Raw genomic sequence first — 21,275 nt, forward strand, 5'->3', positions numbered from 1 at the left:
TTTCAAGAAAGTGTATATTACTTTAAATGTTTAATTTTAATGCCAGTCGCTGGACGCGAGCCCAAGCGATGAAAGTGAATAAATTTGATTTGACGACCTCTATGCCGGAAATCGGCACTGATTTTCCCATTATGCGTGATGACTTGTGGCTGTGGGATACTTGGCCATTACGGGATATCAATGGCAATCCTGTCAGCTTTAAAGGCTGGAATGTTATTTTCTCTTTGGTCGCTGACCGCAATATTCCGTGGAATGATCGCCATTCTCATGCCCGCATCGGCTATTTCTATTCCAAAGATGGTAAAAGCTGGGTTTATGGTGGCCATCTATTGCAAGAATCGGCCAATACCCGCACGGCAGAATGGTCCGGCGGCACGATTATGGCACCGGGTTCCCGTAATCAGGTCGAAACCTTCTTTACCTCGACTTTATTCGACAAGAATGGCGTCAGAGAAGCCGTTGCTGCTGTCACGAAAGGCCGCATTTATGCGGATAGTGAAGGCGTTTGGTTCAAGGGTTTTGACCAGTCAACGGATTTGTTTCAGGCTGATGGTCTGTTTTATCAAAATTATGCAGAAAATAATCTCTGGAATTTCCGTGATCCTCATGTTTTCATCAATCCTGAGGATGGTGAGACCTATGCTTTGTTCGAAGCCAATGTTGCCACTGTCCGTGGAGAAGACGATATAGGCGAGGATGAAATTGGTCCTGTTCCGGCCAATACGGTCGTTCCAAAAGATGCCAATTTATGCTCGGCCTCTATTGGTATTGCGCGTTGTTTGTCGCCGGATCGCACCGAATGGGAGCTGTTACCGCCTTTGTTGACAGCCTTTGGTGTCAATGACCAGATGGAACGGCCTCATGTCATTTTCCAGAATGGTTTGACCTATCTCTTTACGATCAGCCATGATTCGACTTATGCCGATGGCTTAACCGGTTCCGATGGTCTTTATGGCTTTGTTTCCGAAAATGGTATTTTTGGCCCCTATGAGCCGCTGAATGGTTCTGGCCTTGTTCTCGGTGGCCCCGCGTCACAGCCGACCGAAGCCTATGCTCATTACATCATGAATAATGGCTTGGTTGAATCTTTTATCAATGAAATCATTGATCCCAAAAGCGGCAAAGTCATTGCGGGCGGTAGCTTGGCACCGACGGTTCGCGTTGAATTACAGGGACATGAGACTTTCGCAACCGAAGTCTTTGATTATGGCTATATTCCCGCATCTTATGCTTGGCCGGTATGGCCTTTCCCTGATCGTCGCAAATAATTTTTGACGACAAAAAATTGCGCTGAAATAACGCCAATCATACCGGAAGATATAAAACCGGTTGTCCATTTTCAGATGAAGTGGGAGATGGTGGGCGCGGCTGGGATTGAACCAGCGGCCACTGCGATGTGAACACAGTGCTCTACCACTGAGCTACGCGCCCTATATGCTGCGAAGCAGTAAGAAAAACCCGAAGCTTTGTCCAGAGTTTTTTCAAATAGCAGGATAAATTATAAAAATATCCCTGCCAGCCGGTTTGACTAGCAGGGATACGGGGTAAGTGTTTTTTATCAATGATGCACAGGGCTGACACCATCTGACGCATGATGGTTCAAAGCCGTCGGCGGGAAAGCGGCCAGATCATCGGCTTCGCTCCAGTCGATAGGATCAAGCTTTTCAGTCAAAGCGAGTACCAGAACCTCATCAACATGCGATACCGGAATAATCTTGAGACCCTTTTTAATGTTTTCCGGTAATTCAATCAGGTCTTTCTGATTTTCTTCCGGAATCAACACCGTTTTGATCCCGCCTCTTAGGGCGGCAAGAAGTTTCTCTTTCAATCCACCAATCGGCAGGACGCGACCTCTTAAGGTGACTTCACCGGTCATAGCGACATCGCGGTGCACTGGGACACCTGTCAGAACCGACGTAATCGCTGTCACAATACCGATACCCGCTGAAGGTCCATCTTTTGGAACAGCACCTTCCGGCAAATGGATATGGACATCTTTCCGAGTAAAGATACTGGGTTTAATGCCATAGAAGGGTGCACGTGATTTGACGAAGGACAACGCCGCTTGAATGGACTCCTTCATCACATCGCCAAGTTTACCCGTCGTGCGGATATTGCCTCTACCTGGGACAGTGACACTTTCGATCGTCAGCAATTCTCCCCCGACCTCTGTCCATGCCAGACCCGTGACGACACCGACCTGATCTTCTTTTTCGGAAATACCAAATTTATACCGCCGGACGCCCGAAAAATCGCTCAGATTTTTAGCCGTGATCGTGATCGTTTTGGCTTTCTTTTCAAGAATACGCCGCAAGGCTTTACGGGCAATTTTAGCCAGTTCACGTTCCAGCGCACGAACACCCGATTCACGGGTATAATAGCGGATAAGATCACGGATAGCGTCTGTCTCAACCGTAAATTCGCCTTTTTTCAAACCATGGGATTTTATTTGGCGCGGTAAAAGATGGCTGGTCGCAATCTCGATTTTTTCGTCTTCGGTATAACCTTCAAGACGGATGATTTCCATGCGGTCGATTAGAGGGGCAGGCAAATTCAAAGAATTGGCCGTTGCCACAAACATGACATCCGAAAGATCAATATCGGTTTCAAGATAATGATCCTGAAATTTATTATTCTGTTCGGGGTCTAAAACCTCAAGCAAGGCGGATGCCGGATCACCACGGGAATCCTGTCCCAATTTGTCAATTTCATCGAGCAGAAAGAGCGGATTAAAGCTTTCTGCTTTTTTGATATTGGTGACGATTTTACCCGGAAGCGAGCCAATATAAGTCCGACGATGGCCGCGTATTTCGGCCTCATCACGAACGCCGCCAAGCGATTGTCTGACAAAGTTACGACCCGTGGCCTTGGCGATAGAGCGTGCCAAGGAGGTTTTACCCACACCCGGAGGCCCAACGAGGCAAAGGATAGGCCCTTTCAACTTGTTCGTACGAGCCTGAACCGCGATATATTCGACAATTCGTTCTTTAACCTTATCAAGGCCGAAATGTTCTTCACCAAGAATTTTTTCAGCGGCGATGATATCCTTTTTAACCCGTGTTTTCTTGCCCCATGGCATATTCAACAAGGTTTCAAGATAAGAACGCACCACCGTTGCTTCGGCAGACATAGCGCCCATCGTCCGCAATTTTTTTAATTCCGAAGTGGCCTTGGCCTTCACCTCTTTCGGAAGTTTCGGGTTATTCAGCTTTTGCGTGAATTCAGAGAGTTCGTCGCCGTCCTCTTCTTCTTCGCCATTCCCGCTGCTTTCGCCTGTGGAAAGTTCTCTCTGAATAGCTTTGAGCTGTTCATTGAGGTAATATTCCCGCTGGTTTTTTTCCATCTGGCGTTTGACGCGGCTTCTGATCTTGCGTTCAACCTGTAAAACGCCAAGTTCGCCTTCCATCAGGCCAAACGTCATTTCCAGTCTTTTAAAGGGGTTCAGCTCTTCAAGAAGCGGCTGTTTGTCGGCTACTTTGACAGCCAAATTAACAGCGATCGCATCAGCCAGTCGAGATGGGGCATCAATCTCTTTGATTTCATGGGCAATATCGCCCGGTAATTTGCGATTGAGTTTAGCGTAATGTTCGAACTGATCCTTGACCGAGCGCATCAGAGCCTCGACCTCGTCATTTTCGACGGAGGTATCCTCAAGGGGTTCTACTTCGGCGATGAGATGGCCACTGGAATCGTCCATGTCGCTTATTTTGGCGCGTTTCCGGCCTTCTACCAACACCCGCACGGTGCCGTCGGGTAATTTAAGAAGTTGTAACACATTCGCGACCACGCCAATGTCATAAAGCGCTTCACGATTAGGGTCTTCTTCAGCCGGGTCGCGTTGGGAAACGAGAAAAATAGTCTTCTCTGCTGCCATCACGCTTTCAAGCGCTGCTACCGATTTTTCACGACCGACAAAAAGCGGCGCGATCATATGAGGAAATACGACGATGTCGCGCAGCGGTAAAACGGGAAGGGTTTCTTTCATCACAACTCCACTGGGGCGGCAAAATGCTCACACCTTTTCATAGATATGGTGTCGATCTTTCTGGGTTCAATCACGGGGGTCTATCAGGAAAATAACTTATTTGGGAAAAGAATTTAAAATAACATAGAATAAAACTTTGTGCATGAGTAACAATAAAAATTTCTACTGATGATAGAAATATCGTGATTGGATAAGATGAAACAATCTTTGTGCCAACAGAATATTGAACAGAAGCTGGATCAATGGGCCGCCGGAAATCACTTGATACAACAAGGGCTGCATCAATTTGGTTATCCACTTTATCAAGCCGTCGAAAGAGGCGTTTCCAGTCTGGCTCGGGTGATTGTCGGGCAACAGCTTCATACCAAAGTCGCGGATGGGATATGGCAAAAACTAGTCTGTTCTATCGGAGACATTACGGCTGATCGTCTTTTGTCTGTTGACGCGGCGATTTTGCGGCAATGTGGATTGTCACCGTCTAAGATTGCTTATTTGAAAGATTTGGCGATGCGCTCTGTCTCGGGGTTGGATTTGTTCGCTTTGCCCGAAGGAGATGATGATGCGGTCGATCTTTTGATGTCCGTGCATGGGATTGGTCGTTGGACGGCTGAAAATTATCTGATCTTTGCCGAAGGGCGTTTGGATATTTGGCCTGCGGCTGATTTAGGGATAAGAATTGCCACCGGATATCTTTATCAATTATCCTATCGGCCTGATATGAAAGAAACCCGTGGGCTTGGGGATATATTCCGTCCTTATAGAAGTATAATGGCTTTGTTTTTATGGCATCAATATCGAAATAAAAATTTCTGCTGATTTTATTTTAACTTCAATTTTTTCTAATCTCTTTATTTCTGCCCACTCTTTGTTGTTGTAAATTCTGTTTTAATAGAATTTGCATGACTGCTTCTTCTACTTTTAAAATTGAATATATCATACAGGCGCGCAACCTTGCCAAATTAGGGGCAACCAATCGCGATATTGCCGATTTTTTTGGTGTGAGCGAACGCACGATCAATCGTTGGGTTTTAAAATATCCCGATTTTGCCAATGCTGTCAGAATTGGGAAAGCGGCGGCGGACAATCGGGTTGAGGCTTCGCTCTATCAAAGAGCCGTAGGCTATAGTTACGATTGCCAAAAAGTGCTGATGGTTTCCGGTAAGCCTGAAGTCGTGGAATTTGTCGAGCATCTTCCGCCCGATATTACAGCCTGTAGTTTTTGGTTACGGAACCGCCGTCCTAAACAATGGCGGGAAAAACAAACGGCAGAAATAACCGGCCAGAATGGTGCGCCTATTTTGGCGCGTATAGAACGCGTCATTGTCGGCGAAGGGCATAGCGGATCTGATCGGCCTATATCCTCTTCGGAATGGGATAACGATCCTGTTGATATGGGAAAGATGTGATGTCTTTTCCGGCTTTAAGAATTCCGACCGCCAAAGTCTTTAGACCTTTATTAAAACCGGCACGCTATAAAGGCGCTTATGGTGGAAGAGGTTCCGGTAAATCCCATTTTTTCGCGGAAATGTTGGTTGAAGATTGTCTTCGCCTTCCGGGATTGCGGGCTGTCTGTATTCGAGAAGTCCAAAAATCCCTGAAGGATTCAGCGAAAAGGCTGATCGAGGCGAAATTATCGGCATATCATTTGGGAAGCAATGTCGGTTTTCGGGTTTTTCGTGACCACATCCAAACCCCCGGCAATGGCATTATCATCTTTCAAGGGATGCAAGACCATACCGCCGAAAGTATCAAGTCTTTGGAAGGATTCTCACGGGCATGGGTCGAAGAAGCGCAGACCCTGTCCCAACGATCTTTGGAGCTTTTAAGGCCAACCATCAGAACGATTGATTCAGAATTATGGTTTTCGTGGAATCCTCGTTTCAAAACTGATCCGGTTGACCGGATGTTGCGCGGCGAAACGCCACCGACCGGTGCTGTTGTGGTTCAGGCTAATTGGGAAAATAACCCGTGGTTCCCCTCGCCGTTGGATCAGGAAAGGCGGGATTGCCTGGCGAATGATCCTGATAAATACCGCCATATATGGGAAGGGGGATATGCGGAGATAACCGAGGGGGCTTATTATGCCCAAGCCTTGGCCAAAGCCCGATCTGAAAAACGGATAGCTGTCGTTGCCGCTGACCCGTTAATGACCTTGCGGGCGGTTTGGGATATCGGCGGCACGGGTGCCAAAGCCGATGCTACCGCGATATGGATTGTCCAATATGTCGGACGGGAAATCCGTTTCCTCGATCATTATGAAGCGCAAGGGCAGCCTTTATCTGCCCATCTTCATTGGTTGCGTTCGCATGATTATGGCGGGGCTTTATGTATCCTACCTCATGATGGCGCGCAGCATGATAAAATCGCCTCGACAACCTATGAAGGCGCGTTGCGTGAAGCCGGATTTTCGGTGCGGGTTATTCCTAATCAGGGAGCCGGAGCCGCAATGCAGCGGATTGAAGCAGCTCGTCGGTTATTTCCCCAGATGTGGTTTGATGAAAATCACTGCCGTGGCGGTTTGGAAGCCCTTGGATGGTATCACGAAAAACGGGACGAAATACGAGGGATAGGGTTAGGACCCGATCATGATTGGTCAAGCCATTCCGCGGATGCTTTCGGTTTGGCGGCTATTGCTTGGGAACCGCCCGTAACGAGCCGGAAAATCACCTATAGCAATAAAGGAATATTTTAATGAAACGGGCTGAAAAGAGCTTTCTGCCCCGAAGGGGGCGCTATGTCTTTGGATATTGATAGCAATATAGATTTGAAAGAAAAACAGGCGGATTTCTTACTTTCTAACCATGAGTTATTAGCGGTCTTGCGCGAAAAAGCCGATCAAGCAGAAAGCTGGCATAATAGTTTACTGGCTGAAGATCAGGCCAATGCTATCGATTTTTATGAAGCGCGACCCTTTGGGGATGAAGAGGACGGTCGGAGTCAGGTCGTTAGTCCCGATGTCGCCGAGGTAGTCGATTATATGACGATCAGCCTGTTACGGACGATTGTGTCAGGCGATCGCGTGATTGAATTCGAGCCGATAGCCGCCGAGCAAGCGCAAGATGCCGACGATGCGACCGAGGCGGTCAGCTATGCTTTTATGCATGGACAGGACGGCTATAAAATCTTGCATGACTGGATACAGTCGGGATTGATTGAAAAAATAGGCATTATCAAAACCGCGGTCCTATCGGAAAGACGTGCTACAATCCGTCATATTACTGTCGATGATGATGCCTTGGCAGCTCTGTTGATGGAGGCCGAGGATAATCCCGATATTCAGATTACCTTGAATAGTGACAATGGTAGCGGCCAATATGAGGTAACCGTTACCCGTTATCAGCTTCAAAAACGCTATGTCGATATGCCGATTCCGTCCGAAGAATATCGCGTTTCGGCCAGAACCCGCCATGAAGATGATGCTGATTATCAGGCGCATGTCAGTTATAAAACGCTGTCTGATCTTATTTCGATGGGGTTCGATCGCGATATTGTTGAGAGCCTACCAAGTGATAAGAGTTTTCCCAATAGCGATGGCCGTTCTGATGCCAGATGGCGGGATGAATCCTTTCTGTCTGGCAGCAGCGATCAAGCCAATCGCGAAGTTCTCTTATATGAAGAATATGTCCGCATCGATCGGGATGGCGACGGCATTGCTGAATTATTGCAGATTTTTCGGGTAAAAGATGTCTTACTTTCGATTGAAGAAGTAGACGAAGCGCCCTTTGTCGTTTGGACACCTTTCCCGCGCGCCCATCGGATGATTGGTAATTCTTTGGCCGAGAAGGTTATGGATATCCAGCGGGTTAAGTCAGTGCTGATGCGTCAGGCTTTGGATGGGGTTTACCAGACCAATGCGCCCCGTATGGCGGTAAATGTCGATGGTTTAACCGAAGATACTTTTGACGATTTATTGACAATTAGACCCGGGGCGATTGTCCGTTATCGGGGTGGCATTCCACCAACGCCGTTAAATGCCGGTTTCGATATCCAAAAATCTTTGGGTATGATCGAGTATATGCAGTCGGCTCAGGAAAGCCGGACGGGGATTACCCGTCTTAATCAGGGATTGGATGCTGACAGTCTTAATAAAACCGCGACTGGTCAGGCCTTGCTTCAGGCGCAAGGGCAGCAAATGGAAGAATATGTTGCCCGCAATTTTGCACAAAGTCTTGGGCGGTTATTCCAAAAGAAATTATGGCTGATGATTGCATCGGGCGATCCGATGGCGATCAAGGTTGAAGGTCTGTATAAAACGGTTGATCCGGCTTTGTGGCCGCCGGATATGCGCGTGCGTGTCACGGTCGGATTGGGATCGGGGCGAAAAGATCAGCGTTTGGCCTATCGTCAGCAGTTGTTATCTATTCAGCAACAGGCGTTGGCCGTTGGTTTAACCGGTTCCAAGCAGATTTATAATAATATCGCCGCGATGATCCGAGATTGTGGTTTGGGTAATCCGACTGATTATTTGATTGATCCTGATATTCGCTTGGCAGGTAATCAGGCTGAAAATCCTGTGAATAATAATTCGGCTGCAGCGCAAAATTCTTCTGGCAGTGTAGGAAATAATCCCGATTATACAGAGTTGAAAGCCCGACAAGATATCAATCTTCAAGGGCAGAAAATGGCTGCTGATCAGGAACGGAGTATGGCCGAATTTGCTTTGAAAAAGCAGGAAACCGAGGCCAAGCTGGCGATGCAACAGGAAGAGCATAAACAGCGTTTGGCCTTGGTGCGCGAAAAAGCCGAAGAAGAGGCCATTTTAGCAAGGCAACGTTCCGATTTTGAAGCCTCGCTTGCCAAGGAAACGGCCGATCGTAATTACCAGATCGCTTTGAAATTGGCAGAAGCTGGAAAAAATATTCCAGCGGATAAAAAGGGGGATAGGGTGCCGCAAAACAAAGCAGGGGGCGCATTGGATAAATAATGGAGCAAGATCCCATTTTGCGGGCAAGGCGTTGGAAAGCCTTTTATGAAGAAAAGGGCGGGTTGAAAGCTATTTTGCAAGAAATCGGCACCCGTTATATCCAGCGTATGTCCGAGATTGCCCCATGGGAAGCCGAAGCTGACCGAAAATTATTACGTTTGGCGATGGCTAATCGAATTGTGGGGCAAATTGATAACTTGATTCAAGTGATTATTGCAGATGGGCAATTGGCTGATCAGGCCAAAGAACATGCCCGAAAAATAGAGAATTTACCCGAGCGAAAACGTCGCTGGCTGTAGGCCGAGCTATCAAGGTCTTCATTCTATTTATTGAGAAAAAACCGGCTGGGTGGCTGGAAAGAGAGTCACCGGAGTGATCTTCTGCGCCCATTTTACCGGTTGGACATTCAGGAATATTGATAATGACAAATATAAAAGGCGCAGCCTTGAGGCGACCTCGTCGGTCTATTCAGGAAGCTGCCGAAGCATTGCAAGCCAATTTGGCACCGGATCAGGATGATCCGATGGCTGGAAATAATGCGGATATGCCGCCATCCGATCAGGCATCCGAGGATCAGAGCAACATGGGCGCAACGGCAGCAGGAAATGGTGCCAATCAAGGAAATGGTCAGCCAGACATGAGTGCGGCTTGGCAAGAACATTGTCGAGCCTTGCATTACCATTATGCCGACCAGCTTGCTAAATATGCCGAAGCGATTACCCCGAAAAAACCTGATCCGCAGTTATTGGTCAGTGATCCGGCAAGCTATGCCGCACAATTGGCAAGTTATGAAGACTTAACGGCCAAGCGTGACCAAATTGTTCAGGAAGTTATCCAGATTTCTCGCCAGAATGAAATGGCTGAACTGGCTGCCAGAAGAGCATGGGCGCAGGGCGAACATCAGCGTTTGATATCGCTTTTGCCTGAATGGGGCGATGATAATCAGAGACCGGCTATCTTGGCGGCTTTTGAAGAAACGGGACGGCATCTCGGTTATCCAGATCATGTTTTGGCCGAGGCTGATTCCAACGACATTATGGCTTTGAAAAAAGCCCATGAATGGCGAAGAAAATCCGAAAAATGGGATGCCCTACAACAGGGTAAGGCGGCGGCTATCAAATCAGCCAAAACATCGAGAAAAACCGCAGTTCCAGGAACGTCCCAGCCTTATGGCGCGGCCAAAAGCCGGAAACTGAATGAATCATTGGGGCAGCTTCGCGAAACTGGTGATGTCCGGTCAGCCGCCGCGGCGATGAACGCCCTTTTTAAATAATCTACTTTTCAAGGAATTTTGAATTATGTCTGTTGCCTCTAATACCGTCCAAACCTATTCGCGTGTCGGTATTCGTGAAGATCTTTCCGATATTATTTATAATATCAGCCCGACTGGAGTCTTGGTCCGTTAATGTAGTTTATACGCTGCATTAAATGAAAAGGCGGTGAATTCGGGGGACGTCCAACCGTCATAGACGAGGATAATCCCGAGCCAAGCTTGAGGTGAAAATCTCTTGAAGGTGTAACGACTAACAGCCGAGCCTACCGACAAAAAACGATAAAACTGATGCCGTTATTTCTGAAAAAGAAGCGGGTATGATTCTTTTCATTTTTACTGAAAATGCCGGAAATTTCGGAAGAAATATTTCAGTCTTTTTTGTCCATGGCAGTAATGCTGACACGAGTGCCGCCCGCGAAAGCGATGATATAGTCTGAGCCTTGCAGGAATGTAAGGAAGCAAGGGATAAAGAGCCTTTGCGGTAACAATCTGGAAACACCTTTTGTAACAGCTATCGGTCAAACGACAGCCAAAAATACCTATACCGAATGGCAGACCGACAATCTTGCCAGCGCTAATGCCCAGAATAAACAGGTCGAAGGGGCTGATCTTGCCAATGAAAGCCGTCAGCCAACGGTCCGGGTCGGCAATTATACCCAGATCATGACCAAAGTTGTCGGGACATCGACGACCGATCGGGCGGTGCATAATGCCGGACGCGGTGATGAACATGCCTATCAGTTGGCACGTGCTGGTCAGGAATTGAAACGCGATATTGAGGCGCGCTTTACCGGTAATTTTGCAGCCATTCCCGGAGATGGGGCAGTCGTCGCGCGTGAAACAGCAGGAGCTTTGGCATGGCTGCGCAGTAATGCCCATCGTGGCGACGGCGGTGCTAATCCGGTGATGTCCGGTGGCGATAATGGCAGCGGTTATCCGACAACCGCGGCGACCGCAGGTAAGGCGCGGCTTTATACCGAGGCTTTGTTAAAAGAAGTTTTGGGCGATATCTGGGTCAGTGGTGGTCAGCCAAATATGGTGATTACCTCTTTGAAACTGAAACAGACGGCAGCAGCCTTTCCGGGGTTGGCTTCCAACCGGCGCGATACGGGCGACCAGAAAGCGCGTATTATTGCCGGTGCGGATATCTATGTTTCCGATGTCGGCGAAGTCCAGTTTGTACCTGATCGTTTTTGCGACAATAGCAGCGCTTTGGTCATTGACCCTGAATATTGGTCGGTTGCGACCTTAGATCCGATTCAGAAACGGTCTTTGGCAACAACGGGGCTGGCTGATCGTGATGCCCTTTATACTGAAATTGCCTTGCGCTGCCATAATGAAGCAACCTCCGGTGTTTTGGCAGATTTAAGCGCTGCCTGATTTTCGTGATCGGGAGGATGTCTTCTTGCAAGGCATCTTCCCGTAAAAATTCGGAAAGGGAATATTCCATGGCTTTTTCTTCTGCCTTGGTCGCCTTTTTCAAAAAAAAGGTCGGGCTGGGCTTGAAATGCGGCTTTGATATTCGAGGCCATGATGGCTGCTGAACGTTTGTTATCCTATAATCCGGTGACGGGGCTTAAAAGTTGGTTCTCCTCTTCAGAGGAGAATCAGGGCAGTTGGCATATCCGCTATGAACAGGATTGTTCTGCGGCTTTGGAAGCCAATAAACAGGCACAAAATGAAGATTTTGATCGGCGTTCTTCGATGTGGCACGCCGCCCATGTTCCCGCCGTCGTTTTGATGGAATGGCTGGTGAAATATGGTGTCCGATATTGGGACAAAAATCACGCGCCTGCCGTTCGCCGTTTACTCAATCATCCTGATTATCGCTATTTGCGCGTTAATCACTTTATTATGTGAGCATGGCTGATGGCTCTTTTTATTGATGCCCAAAATCTGGACAGTCTCACCCGTTATGATGGCCTCTTAAAGGCGATTGCCTTGTGGTTGGAACGCGATGATCTGGCCGACGAAATCCCTTATTTCGTGCAACTGGCAGAAGCCCGTTTTCGGCGATTGTTGACTAATCCCGAATTGGAAACCGAAATAACGGTAGCGGCAGGCTGTCCTGTTGCGTTGCCGGATGATTTTGAGGCCTTGCGCCTGCTTTATCCGGCAGGCGGTCGTCGCGATCGGGCTTTTTTGCAGCTGCCGCCAGATGTTTTTCAGCAGGGCAAGCATCAGAATAAATCTGTTTTCACCCTGATCGCAGGGCAATTATGGATATCGCCTCTTCCTGAAACAGAAACGGCTTTTTCGTTGGTCTATCGTGCGGCTTTGCCGTCTTTATCCTTGAATCGCCAGAGTAACTGGCTGTTGACGTCCCATCCCGATATTTATTTATTCGGGTCGTTATTACAGGCCGAGTTCTTCGGATGGAATGACAGCCGTTTGCCGGTCATTAAATCGGCGCTGGATGAAGCCTTGGGCGAGTTAAATAAAGCAGGATTGCGCAAGCGTTATGCAGAAAGCACCTTGGTTGCGCCATCGCCTGTCGTGGAAGCGGTGAAAGGCACTTACCGATGGTAAGTCAGCGTCTTTTATTCGGGGCTTATGAACCCGATCAACCACCGTATATGAGTGGATCACTGCGCCATTTAAGCAATGCCTATGCCACGACAAATGGATATCGTCCGGTCGGAGGCTTCAAGCCTTTTGCGGCGTCTTTGCCAGATGTTTTTATGGGAGCTGCGGCTTTTTTAGGGTCAGATGGTTCGACTTTATTGGTCGCTGGTACCAAAGACAGTCTTTACCGCTATGTTTCCGGTAATTGGGAGGCCTTGGTAACAGCCTTGCCGGCTTATGGACGATGGCATTTCACCCAATTTGGGGATCGCATTATTGCCGTTAACGGCAGTGCCACCCGAAAAATAGATATCCTTACTGGAAAAGCCGACAGCATAGCAGATGCCCCGACGGCTGAAATGGTGACAACTATTCGGGATTTTGTGGTGTATGGCCGCGCGTCAGCCCAGAAGAATCTAATCCAATGGTCGGGCTTTAATAACGAAAACAGCAATGTCATCGGCACCAATCAGGCCGGTTATCAACCGATGCTGACTGGTGGCGACATAATGGGCATTATGGGCGGCGAATATGGCGTTATTATCCAGCGTTCCCGCATTGTCCGTATGAGTTACACGGGGGACAGCTATATCTGGCAGTTTGATGAGATCAGCGCCAATATCGGGGCGATTGCGTCAGGCTCTATAGCGCAAGCTGGGCATCAGGTTTTCTTTCTTTCCGATCGGGGTTTTATGATGACAGACGGCGTTTCTGTCACACCGATCGGCAATGAACGGGTTGACCGGTGTTTTTTTGAAAGCTGGCCAAGGGACAGTTTGGATCAAATGACAGCGGCGATTGACCCAAGACAGCATATGGTCGCCTGGTTGATGCCCGGTAATCCTTCGATGGTTTTGATCTATAATTGGGCAATAGACCGTTGGAGCCGTTTGGATATTGATGCCATCGGGATGTTTTCGGGATTTACCGCCAATACGACCTTGGAAGCCCTTAATACGCTTTATCCAGATGGGTTGGATTCTATGCCCTATAGTCTGGATGATCCCCGTTTTTCTGGCGGTGACCCTTTGTTCATTTTTGTCGGAAAGTCGAATAATTTCGGGATTTTGGACGGTGAGAATTTACCCGCCTGTTTCCAAACCGGATTTTTCTCTGCCGATGGCGGTAATCACAGCCGGATACGGTCGGCAAGATTACTTGGCGATTTAATCGAAAAAGCTAGCCTAACAATCGAGGGCAGCCATCGTTTAGGTGATCCATCTTCTGGTCGGGTCGTTCGCGATATCACTTTATCAGGTCGAATCCCGTTACGGGTCAATAACCGTTATTGTGCGCTCCGTCTGGATATTGAAGGCGGTGCCGCTTGGTCTTTTATCCAAGGCTTTGATTGGGACATTGTTGCCGGAGAAGGGCGATGATGCTGCGCTTACCGATCGCCGCTACTTCTGTCGCGGATTGGATGCGGCGGGCGGCAATGGCCGTCAACAATTTGATGACGAATGTTGAACAGCAATCCAGTCAGATGGAGAGCCGTTATCATTGTCCGATACCCGCCAGTGATAACGCGCCGGATAATCCTGAAAAAGGACAGTGGTTTTTCAATAAAACCAGCCAAAAAGCGATGATGTGGGATGGCACCCAATGGCAAAATCTGTGGGAATAAAGAACGCAGATTATCGGTTGGCTGTTTTGAAAACGGATAAGCGAAAAATGGAAATTGGTATGATTGCCCGTCCTTTGGAATGGGCAGGATGGTCTGCTGCCCGTGATTTTTTAGAACCGGCTTTGCAGCGTTCAGATGAAAGTTGGGCGGATATTTTGCCTGAACTGGAAGATGGCCAATTACAATTATGGGCGGTTCTACAGCCGGATTCAGCCCTAAAAAAACGCGATATTCTCTATGCCGCCGCCGTGACCCGTATTGTTGCCAGTCGTGAAGGTGAAATTGCCGAAATCTATCTGGTGGGTGGTCGTGATTTCGAATTCTGGCTGTCTGATTTATCCGAAACCATCGCCCGTTCAGCCCAAGAAATCGGCTGTATCGCGGTCAGAGCCTATGGCCGGACAGGATGGCGGCGGCCTTTGGCAAAATTAGGGTGGCGGGAAAAAACGGTAGCCTATGAAAAAGCGTTAAAGGAAAAGTGAATGAGCAAGAAAAGCAAGGCGACAACGGCACCGAGCCGGTTTGCCCGTCCTTATATCACGAATAGTGCCAATGCTATCCAGCAAGCCTATAGCGATAATCAGGATAATGTAAGCAATATCAATAGTTTATTGCAGAATAACATCGGAAATGTTGCCAGTAAAACCCTGAATAACAGTGATATGGATCAGGCTGATACCTATAACCAGTCTGTCTTATCGGGAAAATATCTTTCCCCGTCATCCAATCCCGCTTTGTCTGATATTATCAAGAATACCAATCAGGATGTTTCGGATAGCGTCAATGGCGCGATTGGGACAAGAGGTCTGACGGGAGGTTCTGCCCAAGCGCAGTTATTAGCGAAAGAGTTGGGTCAGACAGACAGCAACCTTCTTTATAATAATTACAATACCGAGCGAGGCTATCAACAGCAGGCCTCTGAAAATGCTGCCAATTTGGGCGATGCGCGGAATAGTAGCATCAATACCCTTGGTAACTATCTGACAACGACAGCAGCTTTGCCGCAATCCTCCTTTTCGGTGCTGGCAAGCAATATGGCTTCGTTATTGGGCAATTATAACACCACAACCCAAAATCAGGGCATCGGGTCAACCTTGGCCAGTTTAGCTGGGGCGGGATTGTCAGGCTGGGCTTCCAGCGGTTTTAAAGTTTAGGAGTCTTTTCAAATGGCGATATCTTTCGGAAATAAAATCAATCAAAATGATGTATTAAATCAGGATGGTTCCGCTCTTAAAAAGGCGATTAATAGCTTTAGTGATAGCCCTGTTTTTGCATCAGAGCCGATCGAGCAAAAACCAATCAACGATATGGAACCGTCTATTACCTCTCCATCGCCTATCAATGGTTATGGGAGTGGAGGCGAAGAAACGCCGATGCCGGAGACGGCTTCTACTACACCGCAAGCGGAGCAACACCCGTCGCCTCATTTTTTCTCGGCGGGTGGAATAGGCAAGCGGATTGCTGGTGTAATCGGTGACGCCTTATTATTGGCCAATGGCCGCTATCCGCTCTATTTACCTGCGGTAATGGAGCATAATCGTCGTATCGACCAACAAAATGCCCAGCAACAGCAACGAGATTTTAGCAATAATCTCGCTACTTCGAAATTAAATCAGCAGCAGGCAAATATGGCCGATAAAGCGGCTAAGCCACAATATCATTTCGGAGCTGATGGGCGGGTTCTGTCTCTCAACCCTATGACAGGAGAGGCGACCCAGATACGCGATCCTGATATGCCGCTGCCTAGCGAGCATGAACGGATGATTAGTCATATCGTCAATCTTCCGGCGAATGATCCGGAAAGGAAAGCCATTGAACGATTGCTTTTTAAGAATAAATAACATCCATTTTGGATATTATTTTTAAATTAATCCTTAAAATGTTGGATTTATTATAAGAATATCACAATAGATACTTTGGGTATCGGGATTTTTTGTAAGTAAAATCCAATGTAATCGAAATGTAATCATTAAAATATTTATTTATTTTATGCTCTTATAAGGAGGGGTAGGGCTGCGCTATGTCTTTTTCGGACTGGTCGCAAAATGCAGATAGTAACAGCAATATTGGCGGGATCAGTATTGCTGAAGGCTGTCCACCGGGCAATCTTAACAATGCCTTGCGCGAGATAATGGCTGAAATGCGGTCTGCTATCAATCAGGCTATGGATACGGCCTTGAGCTCGGCTGATATGGCGAGTTTTCGTCAGGCTATTGGGGCTTTGGCGAATAGTGGTGACACTATTGACGGCGTTTTGCGCCGTAAAGGTCAGGGAGTTTTCCCTTATTTTGCCGATGGTTCTTTTTCCGGTGGCCGGATTTATGTGACCAATAGTCAAGCGGCTGACCCGACAAGTCAGCCGGGGGATATCTGGTTGGTCTATGTATGACTATCAGCCTTAAAGATCAGGATAATTTTTCCCGCGAGATAAGAGCTGTTTCAATCAGGGGAGCCGATGGCGTGCTTCATTCTGTCGGATCTATTCGTATCCGTGGGCAGGATGAAAGCTTGCATGAGGTCTTTTGCCACAAGCTGGATGTCTCGGTTTCTGACGCTTTGATAGAAAGCTATTCCCGTCATAATCCTGTGATTTCTTCTGCGGTGACGGTTCAGGTTTCGGGCGGTGTTCCGCCTTATCAACATCGCTGGTCTTTGGTGAGTAGCGATAGAGCCGATAGCGTGATGGCTCTTTCTCCTTTTTCGGCAACAACGACTTTTCGAGCCGATGGCGTGCCTCATCACCATGCCGCATCAGCCTATTTGCGTGACGATGTTACCGATCAGAATGGCTTTGCCGGTTCGGTTGAAGTCCATTGTATTTTTACGAGGTAATTTCATGCGTAAATATTTTGACAGCGTGGCGAGCGCGCTTGACGGGAAGCCGGTCATGGGTGCCTTGATTTTCGTCTATAAAACAGACGGTAGTCTGGCTTCCCTTTTTTCTGATGATGGAACGACCGCTATTTCCCAGCCTTTGCGGACGGATAGTCTCGGATATTTCGAATTTTATGTTGCGGATGGTCTTTATGATTTGACCATTTCCTATGGCGGCAAAATTCGGACGCGTCTTTCTGGCGTTCAAATTTATGATGAATCCCATCTGCAAGGGGGCGGGGCAGCCTTGCCCGACGGCACCCGTATTGCCGAATTGCCGGTCGCAGCCATGAACAAGGCTTTGGGTGCGGCCGGAAACTTAGCCCAATTTATCAAAAATTATTCTAATAATTCTATGGAGTGATGCCATGTCTACTTTAACGATTTCGGAAATGACCGATGCAGGATCGGTTACCGAAGATGATTTGATTGAAATTTCCCGTCCGGTTGCCAATGGTTATGCAACCTATAAAGCCAAAATCGGCTATATTAAAAATCTGACGACCAATTATGATTCCGTCATTGCCGCTTTGGGGCATGAACCGGTGAGCGTTGATTTAAGCAATTTTAACGCCGCAACCTTCCAGCAGAAAGTAGCGATTTCTTACGGCCAGATTACCAAAGGCCTCGGCTATGAGCCGATGAATGTCGATTTCAGTAATTTCAACGGATCCACTTTCCAGCAGAAAGTGACGCTGTCCTATGGCCAGATTACCGGTGGTCTGGGATATGAACCGGCCAATAAAGACTTGTCTAATATTGATGGCATGGGTCTGGTCTCAAAAATCAATGCTGTCCGAGGTGCTGCACCGGTTTTGACGACCGGGGGTGAACTGACTGGTAATCTCAATCCGGCTTCAGATGGTGTGATTACCTTGGGACAGCCTAACCGTAAATGGGCTGAAATCTATGCTTCGAATGGGGCAATTAACACCTCGGATGCCCGTCAGAAGATGGATATTGCTTCTGTCCCTGATGAGGTTCTGGATGTCTGGGGCAATCTGTCATGGCGGCAGTTTAAATTCAGAAAAGCGGTTGAGACCAAAGGCTTTGATAAGGCGCGCTGGCATTTCGGTCTGATCGCTCAAGAAGTCGAAGATGCCTATAAAAATGCGGGCTTGGATGCCGAAAGTCTGGGCATGATTTGTCATGACCATTGGGAAGCCCATACTCGCCGTGAAAAAACCGGTAATATGGGTAAAAATGGCAAGCCGGTCTATCGCGATGTCTTGGTGCCAGCCGGTGAAGCCTATGGTTTGCGCTATAGCGAATGTCAGGCGATCGAAGCCGCATGGCAGCGGCGTGAAATTATTCGGCAGCAGGCTGAAATTGACGCTTTGAAAGCGCAGCTCACCCAAGCACAGGCTTAAGATAATGACAGCTTCTCCGGCACCTTTTATTCCTGACCATCCTGATATCTATCTGCTTTCCGGCGATGGGCTGGTTCGCAATAACATGCATGTCGAAGACGGGCGGGCAGGCTATCTGCCTAATGATACTTCGACCAGTGAAAGTCAGGCTTTGTTAGCGCGTGGATATGCCCGTTATTATCTCGCTTCTGGGGATGTAAAAGCCCTCAATAATGCCCGAAAATTGGCGGACGCCGCATTGAGTTACTTCTTTGCCGGAAAAACGCCACCTGCAAGCGGGTTATGGTATCATCATTGGGTGGTGAATGCAGGGCAGGGCTTTAACGTCAAAGGCCCCTCTAATCCCAATGGTCATGCCTATGACGGGAATGTCGGAGAAACTGTTACCTTTAAGGACGGGAAGGCTCAACTTCCCGCCAGTCTTGCCAATGTTTATAATGTTTTTCAGGGAGAACTAAGCTGGCAAAATGTCTATGCCGATCTATCCAAAGGGCAGTTTTTTGACATAGATTATTTTGTTGATCGTGATGGCTATATTTTCCGCTGGCAAAGCGGATATGCGGCGGATGTTGTTTTTACATCGGAGGCACAGCCTCAGACCGCTATTCCGGCGGGCTGTTTGCAGATGAAAAATACTGCCTTGAATGGTCAATATCAGGTTAGTTATTCGCTCTATCAAGAAGACACTATTCCCTATGCCAGCCAATTTGAAGGCTGGCCGATGTGGCGGCATTTGATGCCGGATGAACAGGTTATGGCAGGCGATGCCATTCATTGGTTTATTGATCTGTTTTATCTGATGCAGGCGATTGATACAGACAATAGCGCCAAATGGGAAAGCTCTTATCAGGCGATGCTGGCTTTATGGCAAGAGGCCTGTGTTTTGACTTCATCAGAGACCTGTTTTTTCAAGCGTTCTACTATCGGCACCTATGATAGTTGGCCTTTGACCTATTTTTACGCCTATGCTGACGGGAATATTTCTTATACTCCGCCAACCGATTATTGCCGCTATGGTCGGGATAAAACGAGCGGGGTCGCTTATTTCGATCTACCTGAACACAGCCATCGCTTGGGATGGGTGTTTCAAAATGACGCTTTGAATTTAGGTATTACGCCTGATTTGAATGTAGCGGTTGAAGCGGCGGCCTCTCGATCGACCAATTTGGCCGTTATTTTGTCGGACGATCAGAAACGGCAATATAAATATAATTTTTGTCCTGATACGACTGTTCAAAGCTATAGCCTGCCACTGCAACAATTTATGGATTATACCGATGTTGCCGAATGGGTGCCGGGGAATACTGATTTTGTTTATGGCACGGCAACTGCCACCACTGAACGCCTGACAACGGCAGAGGGGCGGGCAGTGATGGCGCGTCATTATGTTTTGTCTGATAGTTCTGCGGGTGTCGGCTTTGCTACGGCTGCCTCCAATCAAACATGGAGTGGGGCAGAGGCTTTGGCCTTGTCCTATATAACAGACAGCAGTCATATTATATTGGTTGTAGTCGATAATTCAGGATGGCATTGGCAGGTGACTTTGCCAGCGAATGCCGATGCAACTTTACAGAGTTTTCCTTGGGCGAATTTTGTTCTTGCTGGATATCAGACTAATAAAGCCCCATTTCCCGATAAGCCAGATAGCACGGCACCGATAAAAACGGTTCAATTCCAGATAGCCAGTGATGTAAAAACACCGCAAACGCTTTATCTGGTAGCCGCTTATAATAAAATGCCGGCTAAAATAGCGGATCAGGCGAAAATTATTTCCGCGCGTGTTTTTTCTAGCTGTGCGGATGCCGTGACTATTCAAATCGGCAATGCCTCGATTGAAAAGGCGACGACGATAAGACAACCCTATTCCCCCGGGTTGCTGCCTTTCCAGCATGCGACCATCGGATCGGGACGCTCTCCTTCTGGGGGTGGTGGTCTATGGCAAGGCCCCGCCTATATCGGTTATCAGAATCCGGTGCCTTGGATGCTATTAAATCGGCATGATGAAGCCTGTAACATGCTGCAATTGATGCAGGATTCTCAAAAACATTATACGGCACAAAATCAGGCTGCCTTAACGGGGCCTTTTACGCCTTGCTATATTTTTGCCCAATGGGATGCCGAACAATATGGCGCGCCTTATAATTTTATCTTTGGAGGCCCCGATCCCAACTGGGGCTGGGGTGGATTCCAATATCGGGCTTTTCATAACGTCGCCGATTATTGGGCTAGAATGACTTCGGCTTCTGTCATCGCAAAAGCCGACGGAAATTCGGCTCAAAAAGCAACGGCTTTAGCAAAAGACATTGCCAGTTCTTTTATGGATTGGTTAGTCGATTGGCTGGATAGTAATCCAGAGGCACGATCCTTGCCTGCGCTATTTCTTTCCAGTCAGGCACCTGAAATAAAGGGAGATAATCCCGATCAGACAGCACTGGCTTTGAAAGGCGCTTTATGGTGCGGGCAGGCCGGTTATGACAAAACCAAGGCGGAAAAAACTGTCGAGCGTCTTTATGCCATGCTGCAAAACTTTCAGATATCTGACGGCGATATGGCAGGAAGCTATTCACCGCAGCCGGAAGAGCATCGCTTTTATGGTTTCTGGGCGGGAGAAATTTTGGATGCTTTAAGTGTGTACGCGCTTGCCCGTGCATCTTTTTAAG

At 47.9% G+C, this 21,275-nt stretch carries 22 protein-coding genes and 1 tRNA gene; 21 read left to right on the forward strand and 2 right to left on the reverse strand.

All coding sequences use genetic code 11. The features are described from left to right. Positions 1-26 precede the first annotated feature (26 nt). A complete protein-coding gene (locus ZMOB_RS04740; RefSeq protein WP_012817354.1) occupies positions 27-1,268 on the forward strand; it encodes a glycoside hydrolase family 68 protein in 1,242 nt (413 codons plus the stop codon). Between the two features lie 88 nt (positions 1,269-1,356). Here the strand turns inward: ZMOB_RS04740 and ZMOB_RS04745 are convergent. Further along, a tRNA-Val gene (locus tag ZMOB_RS04745) sits at positions 1,357-1,431 on the reverse strand. 127 nt (positions 1,432-1,558) lie between these two features. Beyond that, positions 1,559-3,985 (reverse strand): endopeptidase La, encoded by a 2,427-nt coding sequence (gene lon / locus ZMOB_RS04750; RefSeq protein WP_014500778.1) that lies wholly within the window; start codon positions 3,983-3,985, stop codon positions 1,559-1,561. A gap of 195 nt (positions 3,986-4,180) precedes the next feature. On the opposite strand from lon, the gene ZMOB_RS04755 reads away from it, so the two are divergent. The 20 genes from ZMOB_RS04755 to ZMOB_RS04850 all read left to right on the forward strand — a co-directional run bounded on the left by ZMOB_RS04755 (position 4,181) and on the right by ZMOB_RS04850 (position 21,274). After that, a complete protein-coding gene (locus ZMOB_RS04755) occupies positions 4,181-4,801 on the forward strand; it encodes a DNA-3-methyladenine glycosylase family protein (RefSeq protein ID WP_014500779.1) in 621 nt (206 codons plus the stop codon). Positions 4,802-4,884: 83 nt separating this feature from the next. Continuing rightward, on the forward strand, positions 4,885-5,391 hold the full coding sequence (locus ZMOB_RS04760) for a helix-turn-helix domain-containing protein (protein ID WP_014500780.1): 507 nt from the start codon (positions 4,885-4,887) through the stop codon (positions 5,389-5,391). Continuing rightward, positions 5,391-6,677 carry a PBSX family phage terminase large subunit gene (locus ZMOB_RS04765; RefSeq protein ID WP_014500781.1) on the forward strand — a complete coding sequence of 429 codons (1,287 nt, stop codon included), beginning with the start codon at positions 5,391-5,393 and terminating at the stop codon, positions 6,675-6,677. The genes ZMOB_RS04760 and ZMOB_RS04765 overlap by 1 nt, the downstream gene beginning before the upstream one ends. Before the next feature lie 42 nt (positions 6,678-6,719). Beyond that, positions 6,720-8,909, forward strand: a complete 2,190-nt coding sequence (locus ZMOB_RS04770; RefSeq protein WP_014500782.1) for a portal protein — start codon at positions 6,720-6,722, stop codon at positions 8,907-8,909. Beyond that, complete coding sequence (locus ZMOB_RS04775; RefSeq protein WP_011240301.1) at positions 8,909-9,208, forward strand: hypothetical protein; 300 nt, start codon at positions 8,909-8,911, stop codon at positions 9,206-9,208. Before ZMOB_RS04770 ends, ZMOB_RS04775 begins: the two co-directional genes overlap by 1 nt. A 122-nt stretch (positions 9,209-9,330) precedes the next feature. Then, entirely contained in the window at positions 9,331-10,182 is an 852-nt protein-coding gene (locus ZMOB_RS04780; RefSeq protein ID WP_012817348.1) for a hypothetical protein, read from the forward strand. 25 nt (positions 10,183-10,207) lie between these two features. Further along, positions 10,208-10,315: a hypothetical protein gene (locus tag ZMOB_RS04785; RefSeq protein ID WP_011240303.1), complete on the forward strand. Its 108-nt coding sequence runs from the start codon at positions 10,208-10,210 to the stop codon at positions 10,313-10,315. A gap of 356 nt (positions 10,316-10,671) precedes the next feature. After that, entirely contained in the window at positions 10,672-11,562 is an 891-nt protein-coding gene (locus ZMOB_RS04790; RefSeq protein ID WP_260432240.1) for a DUF5309 domain-containing protein, read from the forward strand. 150 nt (positions 11,563-11,712) lie between these two features. Further along, on the forward strand, positions 11,713-12,042 hold the full coding sequence (locus ZMOB_RS04795; RefSeq protein ID WP_224452989.1) for a hypothetical protein: 330 nt from the start codon (positions 11,713-11,715) through the stop codon (positions 12,040-12,042). Positions 12,043-12,051: 9 nt separating this feature from the next. Beyond that, complete coding sequence (locus ZMOB_RS04800; protein WP_014500785.1) at positions 12,052-12,711, forward strand: phage adaptor protein; 660 nt, start codon at positions 12,052-12,054, stop codon at positions 12,709-12,711. Further along, the gene (locus tag ZMOB_RS04805) at positions 12,705-14,126 is read left to right on the forward strand and encodes a hypothetical protein (protein ID WP_014500786.1); all 1,422 of its coding nucleotides are present in this window, start codon (positions 12,705-12,707) and stop codon (positions 14,124-14,126) included. The genes ZMOB_RS04800 and ZMOB_RS04805 overlap by 7 nt, the downstream gene beginning before the upstream one ends. Further along, a complete protein-coding gene (locus tag ZMOB_RS04810; protein ID WP_014500787.1) occupies positions 14,123-14,371 on the forward strand; it encodes a hypothetical protein in 249 nt (82 codons plus the stop codon). Before ZMOB_RS04805 ends, ZMOB_RS04810 begins: the two co-directional genes overlap by 4 nt. Next, positions 14,350-14,853 (forward strand): hypothetical protein, encoded by a 504-nt coding sequence (locus ZMOB_RS04815; protein WP_014500788.1) that lies wholly within the window; start codon positions 14,350-14,352, stop codon positions 14,851-14,853. The genes ZMOB_RS04810 and ZMOB_RS04815 overlap by 22 nt, the downstream gene beginning before the upstream one ends. Further along, on the forward strand, positions 14,854-15,525 hold the full coding sequence (locus ZMOB_RS04820; protein WP_014500789.1) for a hypothetical protein: 672 nt from the start codon (positions 14,854-14,856) through the stop codon (positions 15,523-15,525). A 12-nt stretch (positions 15,526-15,537) separates the two neighbouring features. Beyond that, the gene (locus ZMOB_RS04825) at positions 15,538-16,212 is read left to right on the forward strand and encodes a hypothetical protein (protein ID WP_014500790.1); all 675 of its coding nucleotides are present in this window, start codon (positions 15,538-15,540) and stop codon (positions 16,210-16,212) included. 179 nt (positions 16,213-16,391) lie between these two features. Beyond that, entirely contained in the window at positions 16,392-16,760 is a 369-nt protein-coding gene (locus ZMOB_RS04830) for a hypothetical protein (protein ID WP_011240313.1), read from the forward strand. Then, positions 16,757-17,203 carry a hypothetical protein gene (locus tag ZMOB_RS04835; protein WP_011240314.1) on the forward strand — a complete coding sequence of 149 codons (447 nt, stop codon included), beginning with the start codon at positions 16,757-16,759 and terminating at the stop codon, positions 17,201-17,203. The genes ZMOB_RS04830 and ZMOB_RS04835 overlap by 4 nt, the downstream gene beginning before the upstream one ends. A 4-nt stretch (positions 17,204-17,207) precedes the next feature. Beyond that, positions 17,208-17,609: a hypothetical protein gene (locus ZMOB_RS04840; protein ID WP_011240315.1), complete on the forward strand. Its 402-nt coding sequence runs from the start codon at positions 17,208-17,210 to the stop codon at positions 17,607-17,609. Between the two features lie 4 nt (positions 17,610-17,613). Then, positions 17,614-18,615: a tail fiber domain-containing protein gene (locus tag ZMOB_RS04845; RefSeq protein ID WP_011240316.1), complete on the forward strand. Its 1,002-nt coding sequence runs from the start codon at positions 17,614-17,616 to the stop codon at positions 18,613-18,615. Positions 18,616-18,619: 4 nt separating this feature from the next. Further along, positions 18,620-21,274, forward strand: a complete 2,655-nt coding sequence (locus tag ZMOB_RS04850) for a hypothetical protein (protein ID WP_014500791.1) — start codon at positions 18,620-18,622, stop codon at positions 21,272-21,274. The last annotated feature ends 1 nt before the right edge of the window (position 21,275 follow it).

Origin of the sequence: Zymomonas mobilis subsp. mobilis ATCC 10988, from assembly GCF_000175255.2 — a bacterium.
In the GTDB taxonomy this organism is placed as follows: Bacteria; Pseudomonadota; Alphaproteobacteria; order Sphingomonadales; family Sphingomonadaceae; genus Zymomonas; species Zymomonas mobilis.